This is a genomic window from Kitasatospora sp. NPDC058406 (genome assembly GCF_042722765.1).
Taxonomy (GTDB): Bacteria; Actinomycetota; Actinomycetes; order Streptomycetales; family Streptomycetaceae; genus Kitasatospora.
Map to the genome: position 1 here is coordinate 62,084 of NZ_JBHXKE010000001.1, position 17,529 is coordinate 79,612.

Here is a 17,529-nt window from a genome sequence, read left to right on the forward strand (position 1 = left end):
CCGCCCCGGGCGGCCCCCCGCCCCCGGCCTCCCCCCCCCCCCGCGGGCCGGCCGCCCGGGCGGACCGGGCGGGCCCGCCGGCGGCCCCGCCCGGCGCCACCTCTGCGCGAACCCCTCCGGGGCCGGCACGTCTTCAGGCGGACCCGGTACCGGCCCGCCGCCGCAGCAGCCAGAAGCCACCGACGCCGCCGGCGATCAGCAGCGCGCCACCCGCGAGCTCCAGCGGGTCGGCCGCCACCGAGCCGCCGAGGCCGGTCTTCACCGCGCCGTGCGGGGCGACCTGCTGGCTGCCCGCGCCGGACTGACCGAGCGACCCGGCCCACTCGCCGGCCGCCTCGCTCCACCCGCCCAGACCCGAGGGCGTGGACCCGGCGCCGGAGGACGAGACCGTCACGGTGGTCACGGTGACGGTGGTGGCGAAGGCCCCGCCGTCCGGACAGGTGCCGTCGACCTTGCTGTCGCCGCTGTGCTTGCCCGCCAGCCGGGCGGAGCCGGTGTGCTTGCCGTCCGAACCGAGCGTGAGGGTGGCCGGCCCGCCCTCGAAGGCCGGGGAGTTGGCGGTGATGGTCTTGGCTTCGGGCTTGTCGGACTTCTCGCAGGAGACCGTGACCGTCACGGTCTGGCCCGGTGCGGCCTGGGTCGGGCTGACCGTGGCGGCGCCGTCCTTGGCCAGCGCGGTGGGAGCCGTCAGGCCGGTCAGCACCGCTGCGCCGATCAGGGCGGCGGCGGCCGTACGCGTGGGGCGCATGCCGGAACCTCCGGGATTCTCGGGCGCAGCCGCGGACTCGGATGTCCACGTGATCGAACAACTACACCCAGTTACTCACCGACGGTAGGCACCTCTCCCCCGCCCGGCCACCGCTCGGAGCCGTTCGAGCGACCGGCCGTCACCCACCGTGACTCAGAGGTCGAGGTCCACGACGACCGGGGCGTGGTCCGACGTGCCCTTGCCCTTGCGGGCCTCGCGGTCGACGTAGCTGTCGGTGACGGCGTCGACGAAGGGCTTGTTGGCGTAGGTGAGGTCGATCCGCATGCCGCGGTTCTTCGGGAAGGCCAGCTGCCGGTAGTCCCAGTAGGTGTAGGGGTGGTCGTACTTGAGCGGGCGGGGCACCACGTCGTGCAGGCCGGCCTCGCCGAGGGCGGCCAGCGCGGCCCGCTCGGCGGGGGTGACGTGGGTCAGGCCCTCGAAGGCGGCGACGTCGAAGACGTCCTCGTCGGCCGGGGCGATGTTGAAGTCGCCGAGGACGGCGAACGGGCGGCTGCCGGCCGCGTCCTCCAGCGAGGCCTGGCGCAGCGCCTCCAGCCACTCCAGCTTGTACCGGTAGTGGGCGTGGTCGACCTCGCGGCCGTTGGGCACGTAGACCGACCAGACCCGGACCGGCCCGCAGGTGGCGGCGACGGCGCGCGGCTCGACGTCGGGCAGCAGCGCGTCGTCGGCGAGGTAGCCGGGCTGGCCGGGGAGGTCCCGGACGACGTCCTCCAGGCCGATCCGGGAGACGATCGCCACGCCGTTCCACCGGCCGGTGCCGTGCGCGGCCGTCTCGTAGCCCAGCTCGCGGACCGGCTCGTACGGGAACGCGTCGGCGGCGCACTTGAGCTCCTGGAGGCAGAGCACGTCGGGCTTGGCGCTCTCCAGCCATTCGAGGAGCTTGGGCAGCCGCGCGGTGACGGAGTTGATGTTCCAGGTGGCGATGCGGACGGTCACGGCGGGCGGCCTTCCCGATGGCGGTACGGACGAGGGGTGGACGCCCTGGCAGGCGTCCACCCCGAATCTACCGAACGGCACCGACAATCCGGCCCGGCCGCAGGGCCCGGGCCCTGGTCGGGCTCTGGTCGGGCCCGGGTCGGGGGGCAGGTCAGGGAGCGGGGCGGACCACCGCCGCCGAACCGCCGCCGCGCCGCACCGGTTCGGCGGCCGCGACCCAGCGGCCGTCCGGCAGCCGCTCGACGCCGGTCGCGGCGCCGATCTCCGGCGTGCTCGCGAAGACGTGGCCGAGCGCCTCCAGCCGGGCCCGCTCGGGCAGGGCCAGGAAGGCCGGCTCGGCCTGGGTGGCGGCCGTGTTGCGCTGGCTGGCCCGCGGTGCGGCGATCGCCTGCTCCAGGCTCAGCCCCCGGTCGAGGCGACCGAGCAGCACCTGGAGGGTGGTGGTGATGATGGTCGCACCGCCGGGCGATCCGACCGCCAGCACGGGCTCGCCGTCGCGCAGCACGATGGTCGGCGAGAGCGAGGAACGCGGGCGCTTGCCGGGGCCCGGCAGGTTGGGGTCGGGAACCCCGGGGACGAGCGGCGTGAAGTTGAAGTCGGTCAGCTCGTTGTTGAGCAGGAAGCCGCGGCCGGGGACGGTGATGCCGCTGCCGCCGGTCTGCTCCAGGGTGAGGGTGTAGGAGACGACGTTGCCCCAGCGGTCGGCCACGGTGAGGTGGCTGGTGCTCAGACCCTCGTACGGCTCGGCGGTGGGCGCCACGCCCTCGCTCGCGCAGTCGGCGGGGTGACGCGGGTCGCCGGGCGGGAGCGGGCTGGTGAGGGCGCGGTCGGGGCTGATCAGGCAGGCGCGCGAGGCGGCGTAGCGCGCGGAGAGCAGCTCCCGCACCGGGACGTCGTTGAACGCCGGGTCCCCGACCCAGCGGTTGCGGTCGGCGAAGGCGATCCGCGTGGAGTCCAGGAAGTGGTGGTAGTACTGCGTGGCGTCGTAGTCGCCGACCTCGCCGTCCTCCAGGATGCCGAGGGACTCGCCGACGGTGGTGCCGCCGGAGCTGGACGGGGCGATCGAGTAGAGGTCGTAGTCCCGGTAGGCGACGTGGGTGGGCTGCTGCCGGCGGACCTGGTAGCCGGCCAGGTCCACGGCGTCCACCTTGCCGGGCCTGGCGACGCGGCCGGAGGCGGGGTCGACCGGCGGGTGCTGGACGGTGCGGACGATGTCGGCCGCGAGGTCTCCCTGGTAGAGCGCCTTGACGCCCTCCCGGCCGAGCTGCGCGTACGTGGCGGCGAGGTCGGGGTTGCGGAACGTCGAGCCGACGACCGGGAGGCCGCCGCCGGGCAGGAAGAGCTTCGCGGTGTCCGGGAAGTCCTTGAACCGGGCCTGGTTGAGGGCGGTCTGGTCCTGGAACGTCTGGTCGACGGTGAAGCCCTGCTCGGCGATCCGCCGGGCGGGTGCGAGCGCCTCGGCGAAGGGGCGCTTGCCCCAGAGCCGGACGGCGGTCTCCCAGGTGGCCGGGGAACCGGGGACGCCGACGGAGAGGCCGCTGGTGACGGCGTCGGCGAACGGCAGCGGCTTGCCGTCCTCCAGGAACAGGGACGCGTCGGCGGTCCGGGAGGCGGTCTCCCGGCCGTCGATGGTGTGCACCCGGCCGGTGTCGTGGTCGTAGTAGACGAAGTACCCGCCGCCGCCGATCCCGGCCGAGTACGGCTCGGTGACGCCGAGCGCCGCGGCGACGGCCACGGCGGCGTCCACCGCGTTCCCGCCCTTGCGCAGGACTTCGATCCCGGCGGCCGTGGCGTCGGCGTCCACACTGGCCACCGCCCCGCCCCGGCCCACGGCCTCGGGCACCTTGGCCGGTGTCGCCGACGGCGGCCCGGCCGCCCCGGCAGGGCCGGCGACCGAGCACACCAGGGCGGTGGCAAGCAGCAACGGCGGGGCGATTCGAGCCAGCGCTCTCATCCGAAATCCTCCTGAATAGGCGTCAACTCCGTTGTTTCACAGGAGCCATGACCCCGACAACAGGGCCACGGCGCTACCAACGGGTAGTTGACGCGCGGCGGCCGGCCCGGAGGAGACGGACGGGCACGCTTCGGCTCCGGTCCGCCGGAACGAACGGGCAGCCGCCCGTGCGGCCGGTGGCCGGCGCGCGTACCCGTCGAATCCCGGCACGAAGGGCGCGGCCCCTCCGTGCACCCGGCCCCGCCACCGCCGCTCCCCGGCGCCGCCCGTCCTGCCCCGCGCCCCTGGTGGCATCGGCGCGGGGCGCACGTCGGCCGGAGGGACCACCACGACGGGCGGAGGCTCCACCACCCCGGGCAGTTCCTCGGCCGGCTGACGCGTCCCTGCGGGGCGCTCCCTGCGCAGGAAGTCGGCCGGGCCGACTTCCTGTGCTCCGGCCCTCCGCCCGGCCGCCTTGCAGGGCCTACGGGAGGGTGCGTTCGACCCGGCGCCGCTTGATGGTGCGGAAGCGTCGGGCGACCTGGCGGGCGAGGTCGGCAGCGCCGACCAGGCCCGCCTCGTTGCCGAGCGCGGCGTGCACGATGGTCGCCTCCGGGCGGAAGCCGCGGCCGGTCAGGGCGCGGCGGAAGGTGTCCCGCGCGGGGCCGAGGAGGAGGTCACCGGCCTCGGAGACGCCGCCGCCGATGACGAAGCGGCCCGGGTCGAGGGCCGCGGCCAGATTGGCGATGCCGACCCCGAGCCAGGTGCCGACCTCGTAGAGCAGTTCGGTGGCGGTCGGGTCGCCGGCCCGGGCGGCCTCGGTCACCAGCGGGCCGGTGATGCCCTCGATCACGCCGCCGGCCCGCGCCAGCAGCGGCTGGACCACCGGGGACTCCTCGACCACCAGCTCGCGGGCGTCACGGACCAGCGCGTTGCCCGAGGAGTACTGCTCCCAGCAGCCCCGGTTGCCGCACGGGCACCGGTGACCGCCGGGCACCACCTGCATGTGCCCGAACTCGCCCGCCAGCCCGTACCTGCCCCGGTCGACGAAGCCGTCGCGGACGACGGCGCCGCCGATGCCGGTCCCCAGGGTGAGCATCACCATGTGGTCCTCGCCCCGGCCGGCGCCGAACCGCCACTCGGCCCAGGCGGCGGCGTTGGCGTCGTTCTCGACGATCACCGGGAACCGCAGCCGTTCGCTGAGCGCCTGCTGGAGCGGCTCGTTGCGCCAGTTCAGGTGCGGGGCGAAGAGCACCGTGGCCCGGTCGGCGTCCACCCAGCCGGCCGCACCGATGCCGACCGCGTGGACGTCGTGCCGGTCGGCGAGCCGGAGCACCAGCTCGACGATGACGTCCTCGACCACCCGGGGGCTCTTGGACTTGTCCGGGGTGTCCGTGCGCAGCTTCTCCAGCACCCTGCCCTCGCCGTCGACCACGCCGGCGACGACCTTGGTGCCGCCGATGTCGACGCCGATGGTCGGCAGCCTCAGCAGGCCGGCGGGCAGGGAGCGGCGGCGGCGTTCGGCGCGCGGGCCGAGGCCGAGCAGGGTGGGCAGGACCGGAGGCCGGGTGGTGCCTTGGGGGCTGGTCACGGCTGCGGGCGCTCCTCGGCTGAGTCGGTGGACGCGGGATCGGCGGACGCGGGGCGAGGGGACCGCGGATCGGTGGACGCGGGATCGGCGGGCGCGGGGCGGGGGGACCGCGGGTCGCCGGACGCGGGATCGGCGGCCGGGCCGGGGGCGGTGGGCCGGGCCAGCTCGTGGGAGAGCTCGGCGAGGTCGGAGCCGCCGGCCATCTCGGTGGTGAGCTGTTCGAGGCCGATCTCCGCCCTGGCGTGGCTGCCGGCCATCCGACCGCGCCTGAGCAGGGTGAAGTGGTCACCGACCAGGTACGCGTGGTGCGGGTTGTGGGTGATCAGCACCACGCCGAGACCGGCGTCCCGGGCGGCGGTGACGTACTTGAGCACCACTCCGGACTGCTTGACGCCGAGCGCGGCGGTCGGCTCGTCCAGGATGAGCACCCTGGCGCCGAAGTGCACGGCGCGGGCGATCGCCACGCACTGGCGCTGGCCGCCGGAGAGGGTGCCGATCGGCCGGTCGACGTCGGGCAGGTCGATGCCCATGTCGGCGAGCGCGCTCCGGGTGGTGGCGCGCATGCCGTCGGCGTCCAGCCGCAGCCCGCCCCAGCGCTTGTAGCCCTGCTCGGAGCCGAGGAAGAAGTTCCGCCAGACGGGCATCAGGGGCACCACGGCGAGGTCCTGGTAGACGGTGGCGATGCCGCGGTCGAGGGCCTGGCGCGGCGAGTCGAAGCGGACCTCCTCGCCGCCCACCGTGAGGGTGCCCGCGTCGTGCCGGTGCAGCCCGGCGATGATCTTGATCAGCGTGGACTTCCCGGCGCCGTTGTCACCGAGCACGCAGCTGATCTCGCCGGACCGCAGGGTCAGCGAGACGTCCTCCAGCGCACGGACCGTGCCGTACGTCTTGCCGACGCCTTCGAGGGCGAGCAGCTCGGTGCCCGGGGCGGGCGCCGTCGTCGTGTCAGGCACGGTCATCGCGGCCCCCGTTCGGCACGGCGCTTCACCCAGGAGTTGAGCAGGGCCGCGAGCAGCAGCATCCCGCCGAGGAAGAACTTGAACCAGTCCGGGTTCCACTGGGCGTAGATGATGCCCTTACTGGCCATGCCGAAGATCAGCGCGCCGAGCGCGGAGCCGGCCACCGAGCCGTAGCCGCCGGTGATCAGGCAGCCCCCGATGACGGCCGCGACGATGTAGATCAGCTCGTTGCCGACGCCCTCGCCGGACTGCACGGTGTCGAAGGAGAACAGCAGGTGCTGGCCGAGCACCCAGGCACCGAAGCCGACGAACAGGTAGAGCACGGTCTTCGTGCGGGCGACCGGGACGCCGACCGCGCGGGCCGCGTCCGCGTCGCCGCCGACCGCGAACACCCAGTTGCCGAAGCGGGTGCGCAGCAGTACCCAGCTGCCGACGAGCAGCAGGCCGAGCCACCACCAGACGGTGGCCTTGATCGTCAGGCCGCCCACCGTCACCTCGGAGGCGAACAGCCAGCGGCAGGAGGCGAAGCCCTCCATGTCGGAGATCGGCTTGGTGGAGACGGTGCCGGAGACCAGCTTGGTGACGCCGAGGTTGGCGCCGGTGAGCATCAGGAAGGTGCCGAGCGTGACGATGAAGCTCGGCAGCTTGGTGCGGGCCAGCATCCAGCCGTTGAACAGGCCGACGGAGAGCGTCACTCCCAGGGAGACCAGCACGCCCACCCAGGTCACCGCGGTGAGCTGGTAGGAGACCATCGAGGAGGTGAGCGCGGCGGTGGTGACCAGCACGCCGGCGGACAGGTCGAACTCGCCGCCGATCATCAGCAACGAGACCGGCACGGCCATGATCCCGATGGTGGAGGCCGCGTACAGCACGGTGCCCAGCGAGGAGACCCGCAGGAACGGTTCGGCGACCGCGGCGAAGACCAGGAAGACCGCGGCGGCGGCGATCAGCGCGCCGAGTTCGGGCCGGGCGGCCAGCCTGCGCAGCGCCGCCGGGCGGTCCTGGGCCAGGACGTCCGGGGTGCTCAACGCGTCCCCCTCGCCACGTACTCGGCGAGCGCGTCGGCGTTCTCCCGGGTGAGGATCTGCGGGCCGGTGGCGACCGGCTTGCCCCCGCCGAGCATGTCGAGGTTGGAGCGGTAGAGCCAGAGCAGGTCGACGCCCTCGTAGCCCTGGAGGTAGGGCTGCTGGTCGACGGCGAAGCCGACGGAGCCGGACTTGAGGCCGGACACCACCTGGGTGCCCAGGTCGAAGGTGTCGAGCTCGACCTGGCGGCGGGCGTCCTGGACGGCCTGCAGGCCGGTGGCGGCCATCGGGCCGGAGAGGGTGAGCACGGTGTCGATGCCCTGGTCGGACTGGAGCTTGGCGGAGATCGCCGCGCGGGCGTCCGGCATGTTGACGCCGTCCACGTAGAGCACCTGGAACGGGCCGCCGGACTTGGCCTGGGCACCGGAGCAGCGCTGTTCCTGCCCCACGTTGCCCTGCTCGTGGATCACGCAGAGGACGTTCTTGCGGCCGCGGGCGGCCAGCTCGGCGCCGGCGGCCTGGCCGGCGGTGGACTCGTCCTGGCCGATGTGGGTGAGCGCGCCGAACCGGGCGGAGTACTCCTGGCCCGAGTTGATGGTGATCACCGGGATGCCGGCGGCCTTGGCCTTGCCGAGCACGTCGGCCATCGCCTCGCCCTTGGCGAGCGTGACCAGCAGGCCGTCGACCCGCTGGTCGATGGCGGCCTGGACGAGCTGGACCTGGTTCTGGGTCTGCGCGTCGTTGGAGTACAGGAAGGTGATGTTGTCCTTGGCGGCGGCCTGCTCGGCGCCCTTGCGCACGGTGTCCCAGAAGGCGTCGCCGGCGCCCGCGTGGGTCACCATGGCCACCTTCCAGCGGGGGGTGGTGACGGCGCCGCCGGCGGCCGAGGCCTGGGCGCGGGCCTGCTCGGCGCGTCTGCCTCCGGTGCTGCTGCAGCCGGCGACGGCGACCAGGAGGGCCAGGACGGCGCAGGCGGGCAGGAGCCGGCGGAGGGGACCAGTGCGGGTTGTGCTCATCCCCCTAGTCTCGCTGCCCGGCGGACGCGGCTTCGCACCGCCTCGCCCGGCGACCGGATCCGTACGGGCGGTATCGTGCCCTGCGGGGGATTCCTGGGAGTCCGCTGGACGCGACGTCCGGGCAGAGGCTGCCAGGGTGGCAGACTAGGGCGGGCCCGAAAAGGGAGCAGCGCGTAAACGTGATGTTCCTCTCAGGTTTCGCACAGATTCGGACGGCAACCGATCCCCGTTTCAGGCCGTCTGATGCCATTGAGGTGGCGTTCCGGGCGAGTGGGGCCCGGGCGGCTTCCAACCCGGATACGAGAACTTCATGCAACTGACAGGTACGCCATTCTTCATCTGCACGGTCATTCTCGTGCCGATCTCCATCGCGGTGGCGATGCTGCTCTGGGGCAAGGTCCGAGGGCCGCAGCCGGTGCGTGTCCTGTCCAGGCTCGCGATGCTCGTGTTCTGCCAGGTCACGGCCGTGATCATGGTCTTCGTCATGGTCAACAACGCCAACCTGATCTACGGCAGCTGGGACGACCTGCTCGGCACCGGCAAGCACGTCCGGGCGGTGCCCGCCGTCCCGCCGGCCGACCCGGGCGCGGCGAACGGCACCGGGCCGGCCCCGACCCCCGGGGCCACCGGCGCACCGGCGGGCGGCGGGGACGCCAAGCCGCCGGCCACCAAGGTCCAGCAGGCCTTCCGCGGCGTCGACGACCCGAAGGTGCCGGGCGACGTCCAGAAGACCGACCTCAAGGGCCAGCTCTCCGGCGTCGACGGCGAGGTGCTGGTCTGGCTGCCGCCGCAGTACAACGACCCGGCGTTCAAGGACAAGAAGTTCCCGGTGGTCGAGCTGATCCCCGGCTACCCGGGCTCCTCCTCCACCTGGTACGGCACGCTGAAGGTCTCCGAGCAGCTCAAGCCGCTGATGCAGCAGGGCAAGGTGGCGCCGTTCATCCTGGTCTCGCCGCGCACGCTGCTGCTGGGCAACCGCACCGACGCGGGGTGCACCGACATCCCGGGCAAGGTCAACGCGGACACCTGGCTGACCCGCGACGTCCCGCAGATGATCCTGGACAACTTCCGGGCCGACCCGTCCGCCGACCGCTGGGCGATCGCCGGGTACTCGGCCGGCGCGCACTGCGCCTCCAAGCTCTCGCTGGCCCACCCCAACCGCTACCGGGCGGGGATCAGCCTCTCCGGCTACAACGACCCGGCGACCGAGAAGGACTCGCTGGTCGGCAAGGACCCGGCGCTGCGCGAGGCCAACAACCCGGTCACCATCGTCAAGCACGCCGCCCAGCCGCCGAAGGTGGCGCTCTACGTCTCCGGCAACAAGGGCGACGGCTTCGAGGACGGCCAGGCCATCGCGGCGGCGGCGAAGGCGCCGACCACCGTCCAGGCGGTCGAGACCACCGGCCCGCACTCCAGCGACGTCTGGAAGGACATGGTGCCGGGCGTCTTCGAGTGGCTGACCGGCGTCATCCCGGTCCAGTAGCCCCCCGACGGGTCACGGTCCGCCCGGCGGACACGACGGACACCCGGACACGACGGACACGACGAACACGCGGTCATGGCGAGGCCCCCGGAGCACGGTGCTCCGGGGGCCTCGTCTCCGTCCGGGCGGCGGCCGGCCCGGTCAGGCCAGTTCGAGGGCCAGGTAGAAGTCCACCCGGTCCTCCAGCCGGGACAGGTCGCGGCCCGTCAACTCCTCGATCCGGCCGATCCGGTAGCGAAGCGTGTTGACGTGGACGTGGAGCTGCGCGGCGCACCGCGTCCACGAGCCGTCCGACCGGAGGAACGCCTCCAGGGTGCGGACCAGGTCGGCCTGGTGCTCGATGTCGTAGGCGATCACCGTGTCCAGCAGCCGGCTGCGGAACGCCCGGCGGACCTCGTCCGGGACGGCGGCCAGCAGCAGCACGTGCGAGGCGAGTTCCTCCGGCCCGGCCACGCAGACCCGGCCGACCCGGGCGGCGGCGATCCGGCGGGCGTGCCGGGCCTCCTCCAGCGCGCCGCGCAGGCCGCCCGCCTCGGAGGCCGGGGCGGAGACGCCGAGGGTGATCCGGCCCTCCGAGCCGAGCCCGGCGTCCAGCGGGGCGAGCAGTTCGCGCAGGGTCTCGGCGGGCACCGCGCTCTCCAGGGCGGGCATCACCACCACCGCGCCGGTGCCGGCCCCGGCGACCAGCGCGCGGTCGGTGGTGCCGTTGAGAGCTTCCTCCAGGATCGCGCGCACCGCGCCCTCCGGCAGGCCGGTGCCCTCGGCGCTGAGCACCAGCCAGGAGCCCTCCGGCGCCTGCGGCCCGGGCTCGGGGCTCTCGTAGCGGGCGGCCATCGCCGAGGACGCGTACAGGGTGCGGCTGATCTCCGCCGGGTCGGCGTCCCGCTGGAGCAGGGTCAGCACCTCGTCGGCGAGGCGGCGGCGCAGCCGGCGCCCCTCGTCCCGGCGGTGCCGCTCGGCGGCGACCAGCCGGGCCAGGTTCTCGGCGAGCTGCTGGCGCTTGCCGGTCCATTCGGTGACGTCACCGGCCACCACCAGCACCCAGTCGGCGAGCGGCGCCTGCGTCTCGGGGGCGACGGGCGCCGGCAGCAACGAGTACGGGCCGACGGCCAGCCGGGCCCGGTGCGGCGGGCGGCGGCGCTGGCGCTGCGCGGCCAGATGGGCGCGGACCAACTGGTCGCGGTCCGCCGCGGGGAGCCGGTCCGCGGGGCCGGCGATCACCGCGCCGGTCGGGGTGAGCACCCAGCAGTCGAGGTCGAGGTCACCGCCGAGCAGGTCGAGGACGGCGTCCAGGCCGCCGCCGCCCGCGGCGGAGACCAGCAGCCGGTGCCGGTCGACCAGGGCCGACAGGTCGGCGGCCCGGTCCGCGGAGACCTGGCGGCCGACGAACTCGGTGACGGTGCCGAAGGCGATGTCGTCGGGTACGGCCAGCAGCGGCATCCGGTGCCGCCGACAGGCCTCCACCAGGTCCTCGGGGACCGGCCCGACCTCGGCCTCGCCCGCCGCCAGGGCGACCGCCCCGCCCGCCACGATCGTCCGTACGAACCGCTCGGAGTCGGCCGGTCCGGTACGCCAGAGCATGCCGGTGAGGACCAGCTCGCCGCCGTGCAGGTACCGGCCCGGGTCATGCAGGTCGGTCGTCATCACACCGCTGACCTGCCGGTCCAGCTCGTCCTCGGCCGCGAGCAGGCGCAGGCGCGGGGCGCCGGGGGCGAGCAGATCACGGACACGCATCCGCGGGCTCCTAACGGGCTGGGGGTGGGGGAACGGGACCGGGCGTCCGGTCCGGGGTGACAGTGTGCCCGAACACGCGTGCTCGGTGTTACGTCCCAACGGGTGCCCGGATCACGGGGTCGCGGCTCGGAAATCACGGCCGGATCACGGTCGTGGGTGGCACTCGGCGCACGGCTGGGCTGCGACGTCGTTCTCCTTAGAGGAACGTACAGGATGCCGGGCGGGACCACAGCCGGGGCTTCATGCCATCGGTGACTGCCAGTGGGCCCCGTCACAGCGGTTCACTGGCCACACGCCGCCGGACACACTCCGGTGACCGGGGCCCGACGCGGAGGGAACGACGCGGCGAGCACGGCCCGAACACACGGTCCGGGCACTGTGCCCACCCGTCCGGCCGGAAACGACTTGAGGAGACACCCGCATGGAGTTCCTTCGGCCCGCCACCTGGGACGAGGCGCTCGCGGCGAAGGCCGAGTACCCGGCCGCGCTGCCCATCTCGGGCGGCACGGACGTCATGGTCGAGATGAACTTCGACGTGCACCGGCCACCCGCGATTCTCGACCTGAACCGCGTCACCGAGCTCACCGAGTGGACCGACGACGGCGAGGTCGTCCGGCTCGGCGCAGCCGTCCCCTACAGCCGCATCATCGACGAGCTGTCCGGCCCGCTGCCGGGTCTCGCACTCGCCGCCCACACCGTCGGCTCGCCGCAGATCCGCAACCGGGGCGGCGTGGGCGGGAACCTCGGCGCGGCCTCGCCGGCCGGCGACTCCCACCCGGCGCTGCTGGCCGCCGGCCGCGACGTGTTCGTCGAGGCGGCCTCGGTGCGCGGCACCCGGCTGATCCCGATCGACGACTTCTACGTGGGGGTGAAGCGCAACTGCCTGGAGGCCGACGAGCTGATCCGCGCCGTGCGGATCCCGGTCGCGGACGGCCCCCAGCAGTTCTCGAAGATCGGCACCCGCAACGCGATGGTGATCGCGGTCTGCGCGTTCGGCTTCGCCCTGCACCCGGGGACCGGCACCGTCGGGACCGGGATCGGCTCGGCCGCCCCCACGCCGCGCCGCGCCGTCGAGGCCGAGGAGTACCTGCGGGACGTGCTCGCCGAACGCGGACTCTGGGAGACCGGCGAGCTGCTGGGCGCCGAGGTCGTCCAGCGGTTCGGCGAGCTGGTCAAGGGCGCCGCCTCCCCGATCGACGACGTCCGGGGCACCGCCGACTACCGGCGGCACGCGCTCGCCGTGATGGCGCGGCGCACCCTCACCTGGACCTGGAACGACTACCGCAAGCAGATCAGGAGCGCGGCATGAGGGTCACTTTCACCGCCAACGGCCGGCCGGTCGAGGCCGACGACGTCTGGGAGGGCGAGAGCCTGCTCTACGTGCTGCGCGAGCGGGTCGGCCTGCCCGGTTCGAAGAACGCCTGCGAGCAGGGCGAGTGCGGTTCCTGCACGGTCTACCTGGACGGGGTGCCGGTCTGTTCCTGTCTGGTCGCGGCCGGCCAGGTGCAGGACCGCGAGGTGCGCACCGTCGAGGGGCTCGGTGGCGAGGACGGCGAGCTGGGCCTGGTCCAGCAGGCGTTCGTCGACGCCGGCGCCGTCCAGTGCGGCTTCTGCACCCCCGGCCTGCTGGTGCAGACGGACGCGCTGCTGGAGGAGGACGCGCAGCCGTCCGACTCCGACATCCGGGAGGCGCTGTCGGGCAACCTGTGCCGCTGCACCGGCTACGAGAAGATCATGGACGCGGTGCGGCTGGCGTCCGCCCGCAAGTGCGCGGGTAAGGCGGTCGCGGAATGACCACGCGTTCGAGCGCGCGGAACGCCGCGCGCAGCATCCAGGGGCAGAAGAACCTCCAGGACATCCGGCAGTCCAGCAAGGACGGCATCGGCGGCTCGCCGCTGCGTCCCGACGGCACGCTGAAGGTGCGCGGCGAGTTCGCGTACTCCTCGGACCTCTGGCACGAGGACATGCTCTGGGGCACGGCGCTGCGCTCGCCGCACCCCCGGGCCACCATCCTGAGCGTGGACGTCTCCGAGGCGCTCACCGTGCCCGGCGTCTACGCGGTCCTCACCCACGAGGACATCCCCGGCACCAAGTACTACGGACTGGAGATCGCCGACCAGCCGGCGCTGGCGATCGACAAGATCCGCTACCACGGCGAGGCGATCGCGCTGGTCGCGGCCGACCACCCGGAGACCGCCCGGCGCGCGATGAAGAAGATCAAGGTCGAGTACGAGGTGCTCACCCCGATCGTCACCGAGGAGCAGTGCCTCGACCCGGAGACGCACGGCTACGTGCACGAGCCGCACGAGTACAAGTCGCACGCCCACGGCAACATCTGCCACGAGCAGCGGCTGGTCTCCGGCCGCGGCGTGACCGACGAGGTGCGGGCGCTCGCCGACGTCGTCGTCACCGGCACGTACGAGGTCGGCATGCAGGACCAGGCCTTCCTCGGCCCGGAGTCCGGGCTGGCCGTGCCCGCCGAGGACGGCGGCATCGACCTCTACGTCGCCACCCAGTGGCTGCACGTGGACCGCCAGCAGATCGCGCCGGTGCTCGGCCTGCCGGAGGAGAAGGTCCGGCTCACCCTGGCGGGCGTCGGCGGTGCCTTCGGCGGTCGCGAGGACCTCTCGATGCAGATCCACGCCTGCCTGCTGGCCCAGCGCACCGACAAGCCGGTCAAGATCGTCTACGCCCGGGACGAGTCCTTCTTCGGCCACGTCCACCGCCACCCGGCGAGGATGTTCTACGAGCACGGCGCCACCCGCGACGGCAAGCTGGTCTACGCCGACGCCCGGATCGTGCTCGACGGCGGCGCGTACGCCTCCGCCTCGCCCGCCGTGGTCGGCAACGCGGCCTCGCTCGGACACGGCCCGTACGTGATCCCGAACGTGCGGATGCACGCCGTCGCGCTGTACAGCAACAACCCGTCCTGCGGGGCGATGCGCGGCTTCGGCGCCGTCCAGGCCGCGTTCGGCTACGAGACCCAGATGGACCGGCTCGCCGCCGAACTCGGCATGGACCCGGTCGAACTCCGGCAGCTCAACGCGGTGCAGCAGGGCGACCTGATGCCCACCGGCCAGGAGATCGACGCGCCCGCGCCGGTCGCCGAACTGCTCCGGCGGGTCAAGGACATGCCGCTGCCCCCGCCGCTCGACCTCGACGACCTGGACGTCCGGCAGCTGCCCGGCGCGCTCTCCAACACCTCGCACGGCGAGGGCATCGTGCGCGGCGTCGGCTACTCCGTCGGCATCAAGAACGTCGGCTTCTCCGAGGGCTTCGACGACTACTCGACCGCCCGGGTGCGGCTGGAGGTGATCGGCGGCGAGCCGGTCGCCCTGGTGCACACCGCGATGGCCGAGGTCGGCCAGGGCGGCGTCACCGTGCACGCGCAGATCGCCCGCACCGAGCTCGGCGTCGAGCAGGTCACCATCCAGCCGGCCAACACCGAGGTCGGCTCGGCCGGTTCGACCTCGGCCTCGCGGCAGACCTACATGACCGGCGGCGCCGTCAAACTCGCCGCCGAGGCGGTCCGGCACGCGCTGATCGAGAAGGGCCGGGGCCGCTACGGCTGGTCCCAGAACGACATCACGCTGGTCGGCGGCAAGGTGGTCTCGGCGTCGGCCGGCCCGCTGGTCTCCATGGTCGACCTGCTCGGCGACGAGGCGATCGACCTCACCCGGGAACACCACCACCGGCCGACCGTGCCGTTCGACAAGGAGACCGGGCAGGGCTTCGGCCACGTCCAGTACACCTTCTGCGCGAACCGCGCGGTGGTCGACGTGGACATCGAGCTGGGCCTGGTCAAGGTGGTCGAGCTGACCGCCGTCCAGGACGTCGGCAAGGCCCTCAACCCGCTCTCCGTGGTCGGCCAGATCCAGGGCGGCTGCACCCAGGCGCTCGGACTGGCCGTGATGGAGGAGATCATCGTGAAGGACGGGAAGGTGCGCAACGCCTCCTTCACCGACTACCTGATCCCGACCATCCTCGACACCCCGCCGATCCCGGTCGAGATCCTCGAACTCCCCGACCCCAACGCGCCGTACGGGCTGCGCGGAGTGGGTGAGGCGCCGACCGTCTCGGCGACGCCGTCCATCGTGGCCGCCATCCGCAACGCCACCGGCCTGGCGCTCCACCGGATCCCGGTCCGGCCCGAGCACCTGACCACCGAACGGCCCGGGGCGCTGTAGCCACCGGACCCGAGGACCTCCCCGGGGCGGCGACCGTCTTCCCCGCCGCCCCGGGGCCGCACCACCGGCACGTCACCGAACCACCGCACCCCTGCGCCCTCGCACCCTCGCGTCACCGCACCCTCGCGTCACCGCAGCACGGACCGCCGCCTCCCACGCCGGGGCTCGGCGGCGGCCCGGACCACCCGCGCACCAGTGAGTCGAAACGTCCCCCTGTGCCACAGCTTCGTTGACTGGCTGTCAGGTCGGCTCGCCCACCCCAACCCCCTTTGACACTTGGGAGTGGACATGACCAGGATCCCCACGGAGCCCGGCACCACTGAAGACAGACCCACCGAGTCCACCGAGGACGGCGCCCCCACGCCGGCCGCGGCCGCCCCGCCCAGGAACGCCCTGGACGCCTACTTCAAGATCTCCGCCCGGGGATCGACCCTCGCCAACGAACTCCGCGGTGGCGTCACCACGTTCATGGCGATGGCCTACATCATCCTGCTCAACCCGCTCATCCTGGGCGGCGCCGACGTCACCGGCGTCAAGCTGGACCACGCCGCGCTCACCACCGCCACCGCGCTCGCCGCCGCCGTCACCACGATCCTGATGGGCGTGGTCGGCAACGTCCCGCTCGCGCTCGCCGCCGGCCTCTCCGTCTCCGGCGCCGTCTCCGCGCTGGTCGTCCCGCACACGACCTGGCCGCAGGCGATGGGCCTGTGCGTCATCTACGGCCTGCTGATCGTGCTGCTGGTGGTCTCCGGCCTGCGCGAGAAGATCATGAACGGCATACCCCTGCCGCTCAAGCACGCCATCACCATCGGCATCGGCCTCTTCGTCACCGTCATCGGCCTCTTCAAGGCCGGGTTCACGCACACCGGCGGACCCACCCCGCTGTCGCTCGGCCCGGCCGGCGAACTCGCCGGCTGGCCGGTCCTGGTCTTCTGCGTCACCCTGCTCGCCATCTTCGTCCTGATGGCCCGCAACGTGCGCGGCGCGATCCTCATCGGCATCGCCGGCGGCACCGTCCTCGCGGTGATCGTCAACAAGGCGGCCGGCGTACCCGCCGGGGCCTGGCGCAACTCCGTGCCCGTCTGGCCCGGATCCCCCGTCTCCGCACCCGACTTCGGCCTCTTCGGCGACGTCGACCTGTTCGGCGCCTTCGGCGGCTCGGGCATGGGCGCGATCAGTGCCTCGGTCGCCGTCTTCACCCTCGTCCTCGCCGGGTTCTTCGACGCGATGGCCACCATCATCGGCGTCGGCACCGAGGCCGGCCTCGCCGACAAGCGGGGCCGGATGCCCGGCCTCTCCAAGGCGCTGTTCATCGACGGCGCCGGCGGCGCGGTCGGCGGTCTGGCCGGCGCCTCCGGCCAGACCGTCTTCGTCGAGTCCGCCACCGGGGTCGGCGACGGGGCCCGCACCGGCCTCGCCTCCACCGTCACCGGCGGGCTCTTCGCCCTGATGCTGTTCTTCTCGCCGCTGGCCGGCATCGTCCCGGTCGAGGTCGCCTCCGCCGCCCTCGTCGTCATCGGCTCGATGATGATGAGCCAGGCCCGGCACATCGACTGGTCCGACCGCGACGTGGCCATCCCCGCCTTCCTCACCTGCGTCCTGATGCCGTTCACCTACAGCATCACCGCCGGGGTCGCGGCCGGCGTCATCTCCTACACGGTGATCAAGGCCGGCCGGGGCAAGTGGCGCGAGCCCGGCGCGCTGATGTGGATCCTGACCGCCCTCTTCGTCGTCTACTTCGCGCTCACCCCGGTCAAGTCCTGGCTGGGTGTGCACTGACCGACCCGTCCGAAGCGGTACCGCCGCCGTACGGGATCGTTCTCCCGTACGGCGGCCCGGTCCGTCGGCGGCCCGGTCCGTCGGCCGACCCTTCCGTCCGTGACCCTTCCGTCCGCG

General features: G+C 73.3%; 13 protein-coding genes. 5 read left to right on the top strand and 8 right to left on the bottom strand.

All coding sequences use genetic code 11. From position 1 onward, the window contains the following. Window positions 1-133: 133 nt before the first annotated feature. The 7 genes from ACFWOG_RS00265 to ACFWOG_RS00295 form a co-directional block, all read right to left on the bottom strand. Complete coding sequence (locus ACFWOG_RS00265; RefSeq protein WP_329948884.1) at window positions 134-748, bottom strand: hypothetical protein; 615 nt, start codon at window positions 746-748, stop codon at window positions 134-136. 153 nt (window positions 749-901) lie between these two features. Then, the gene (locus ACFWOG_RS00270; protein ID WP_329880456.1) at window positions 902-1,705 is read right to left on the bottom strand and encodes an exodeoxyribonuclease III; all 804 of its coding nucleotides are present in this window, start codon (window positions 1,703-1,705) and stop codon (window positions 902-904) included. Between the two features lie 151 nt (window positions 1,706-1,856). Next, window positions 1,857-3,659, bottom strand: coding sequence for a gamma-glutamyltransferase (gene ggt, locus ACFWOG_RS00275; protein WP_329948885.1), 1,803 nt, complete (start codon window positions 3,657-3,659; stop codon window positions 1,857-1,859). 463 nt (window positions 3,660-4,122) lie between these two features. Beyond that, on the bottom strand, window positions 4,123-5,229 hold the full coding sequence (locus ACFWOG_RS00280; protein WP_380353293.1) for an ROK family glucokinase: 1,107 nt from the start codon (window positions 5,227-5,229) through the stop codon (window positions 4,123-4,125). Further along, a complete protein-coding gene (locus ACFWOG_RS00285) occupies window positions 5,226-6,188 on the bottom strand; it encodes an ATP-binding cassette domain-containing protein (protein ID WP_380353296.1) in 963 nt (320 codons plus the stop codon). Before ACFWOG_RS00285 ends, ACFWOG_RS00280 begins: the two co-directional genes overlap by 4 nt. Continuing rightward, window positions 6,185-7,216, bottom strand: a complete 1,032-nt coding sequence (locus tag ACFWOG_RS00290; RefSeq protein ID WP_380353299.1) for an ABC transporter permease — start codon at window positions 7,214-7,216, stop codon at window positions 6,185-6,187. The genes ACFWOG_RS00285 and ACFWOG_RS00290 overlap by 4 nt, the downstream gene beginning before the upstream one ends. After that, the gene (locus tag ACFWOG_RS00295) at window positions 7,213-8,229 is read right to left on the bottom strand and encodes a substrate-binding domain-containing protein (protein ID WP_329948888.1); all 1,017 of its coding nucleotides are present in this window, start codon (window positions 8,227-8,229) and stop codon (window positions 7,213-7,215) included. Before ACFWOG_RS00295 ends, ACFWOG_RS00290 begins: the two co-directional genes overlap by 4 nt. Window positions 8,230-8,584: 355 nt before the next feature. Here ACFWOG_RS00295 and ACFWOG_RS00300 point away from each other — a divergent pair, with 355 nt between their 5' ends. After that, on the top strand, window positions 8,585-9,712 hold the full coding sequence (locus tag ACFWOG_RS00300; protein ID WP_329948889.1) for an alpha/beta hydrolase-fold protein: 1,128 nt from the start codon (window positions 8,585-8,587) through the stop codon (window positions 9,710-9,712). Between the two features lie 141 nt (window positions 9,713-9,853). On the opposite strand, the gene ACFWOG_RS00305 is transcribed toward ACFWOG_RS00300, so the two are convergent. Beyond that, window positions 9,854-11,446 (bottom strand): PucR family transcriptional regulator, encoded by a 1,593-nt coding sequence (locus ACFWOG_RS00305; protein ID WP_380353303.1) that lies wholly within the window; start codon window positions 11,444-11,446, stop codon window positions 9,854-9,856. Window positions 11,447-11,867: 421 nt separating this feature from the next. Here ACFWOG_RS00305 and ACFWOG_RS00310 point away from each other — a divergent pair, with 421 nt between their 5' ends. The 4 genes from ACFWOG_RS00310 (at window position 11,868) to ACFWOG_RS00325 (ending at window position 17,412) form a co-directional block, all read left to right on the top strand. Continuing rightward, window positions 11,868-12,755 carry an FAD binding domain-containing protein gene (locus ACFWOG_RS00310; RefSeq protein WP_329948891.1) on the top strand — a complete coding sequence of 296 codons (888 nt, stop codon included), beginning with the start codon at window positions 11,868-11,870 and terminating at the stop codon, window positions 12,753-12,755. Beyond that, the gene (locus tag ACFWOG_RS00315) at window positions 12,752-13,240 is read left to right on the top strand and encodes a (2Fe-2S)-binding protein (protein ID WP_329880469.1); all 489 of its coding nucleotides are present in this window, start codon (window positions 12,752-12,754) and stop codon (window positions 13,238-13,240) included. The genes ACFWOG_RS00310 and ACFWOG_RS00315 overlap by 4 nt, the downstream gene beginning before the upstream one ends. Further along, a complete protein-coding gene (gene pucD / locus ACFWOG_RS00320; protein WP_380353306.1) occupies window positions 13,237-15,633 on the top strand; it encodes a xanthine dehydrogenase subunit D in 2,397 nt (798 codons plus the stop codon). Before ACFWOG_RS00315 ends, pucD begins: the two co-directional genes overlap by 4 nt. Window positions 15,634-15,921: 288 nt before the next feature. Next, a complete protein-coding gene (locus tag ACFWOG_RS00325; protein WP_380353309.1) occupies window positions 15,922-17,412 on the top strand; it encodes an NCS2 family permease in 1,491 nt (496 codons plus the stop codon). Window positions 17,413-17,529 lie beyond the last annotated feature (117 nt).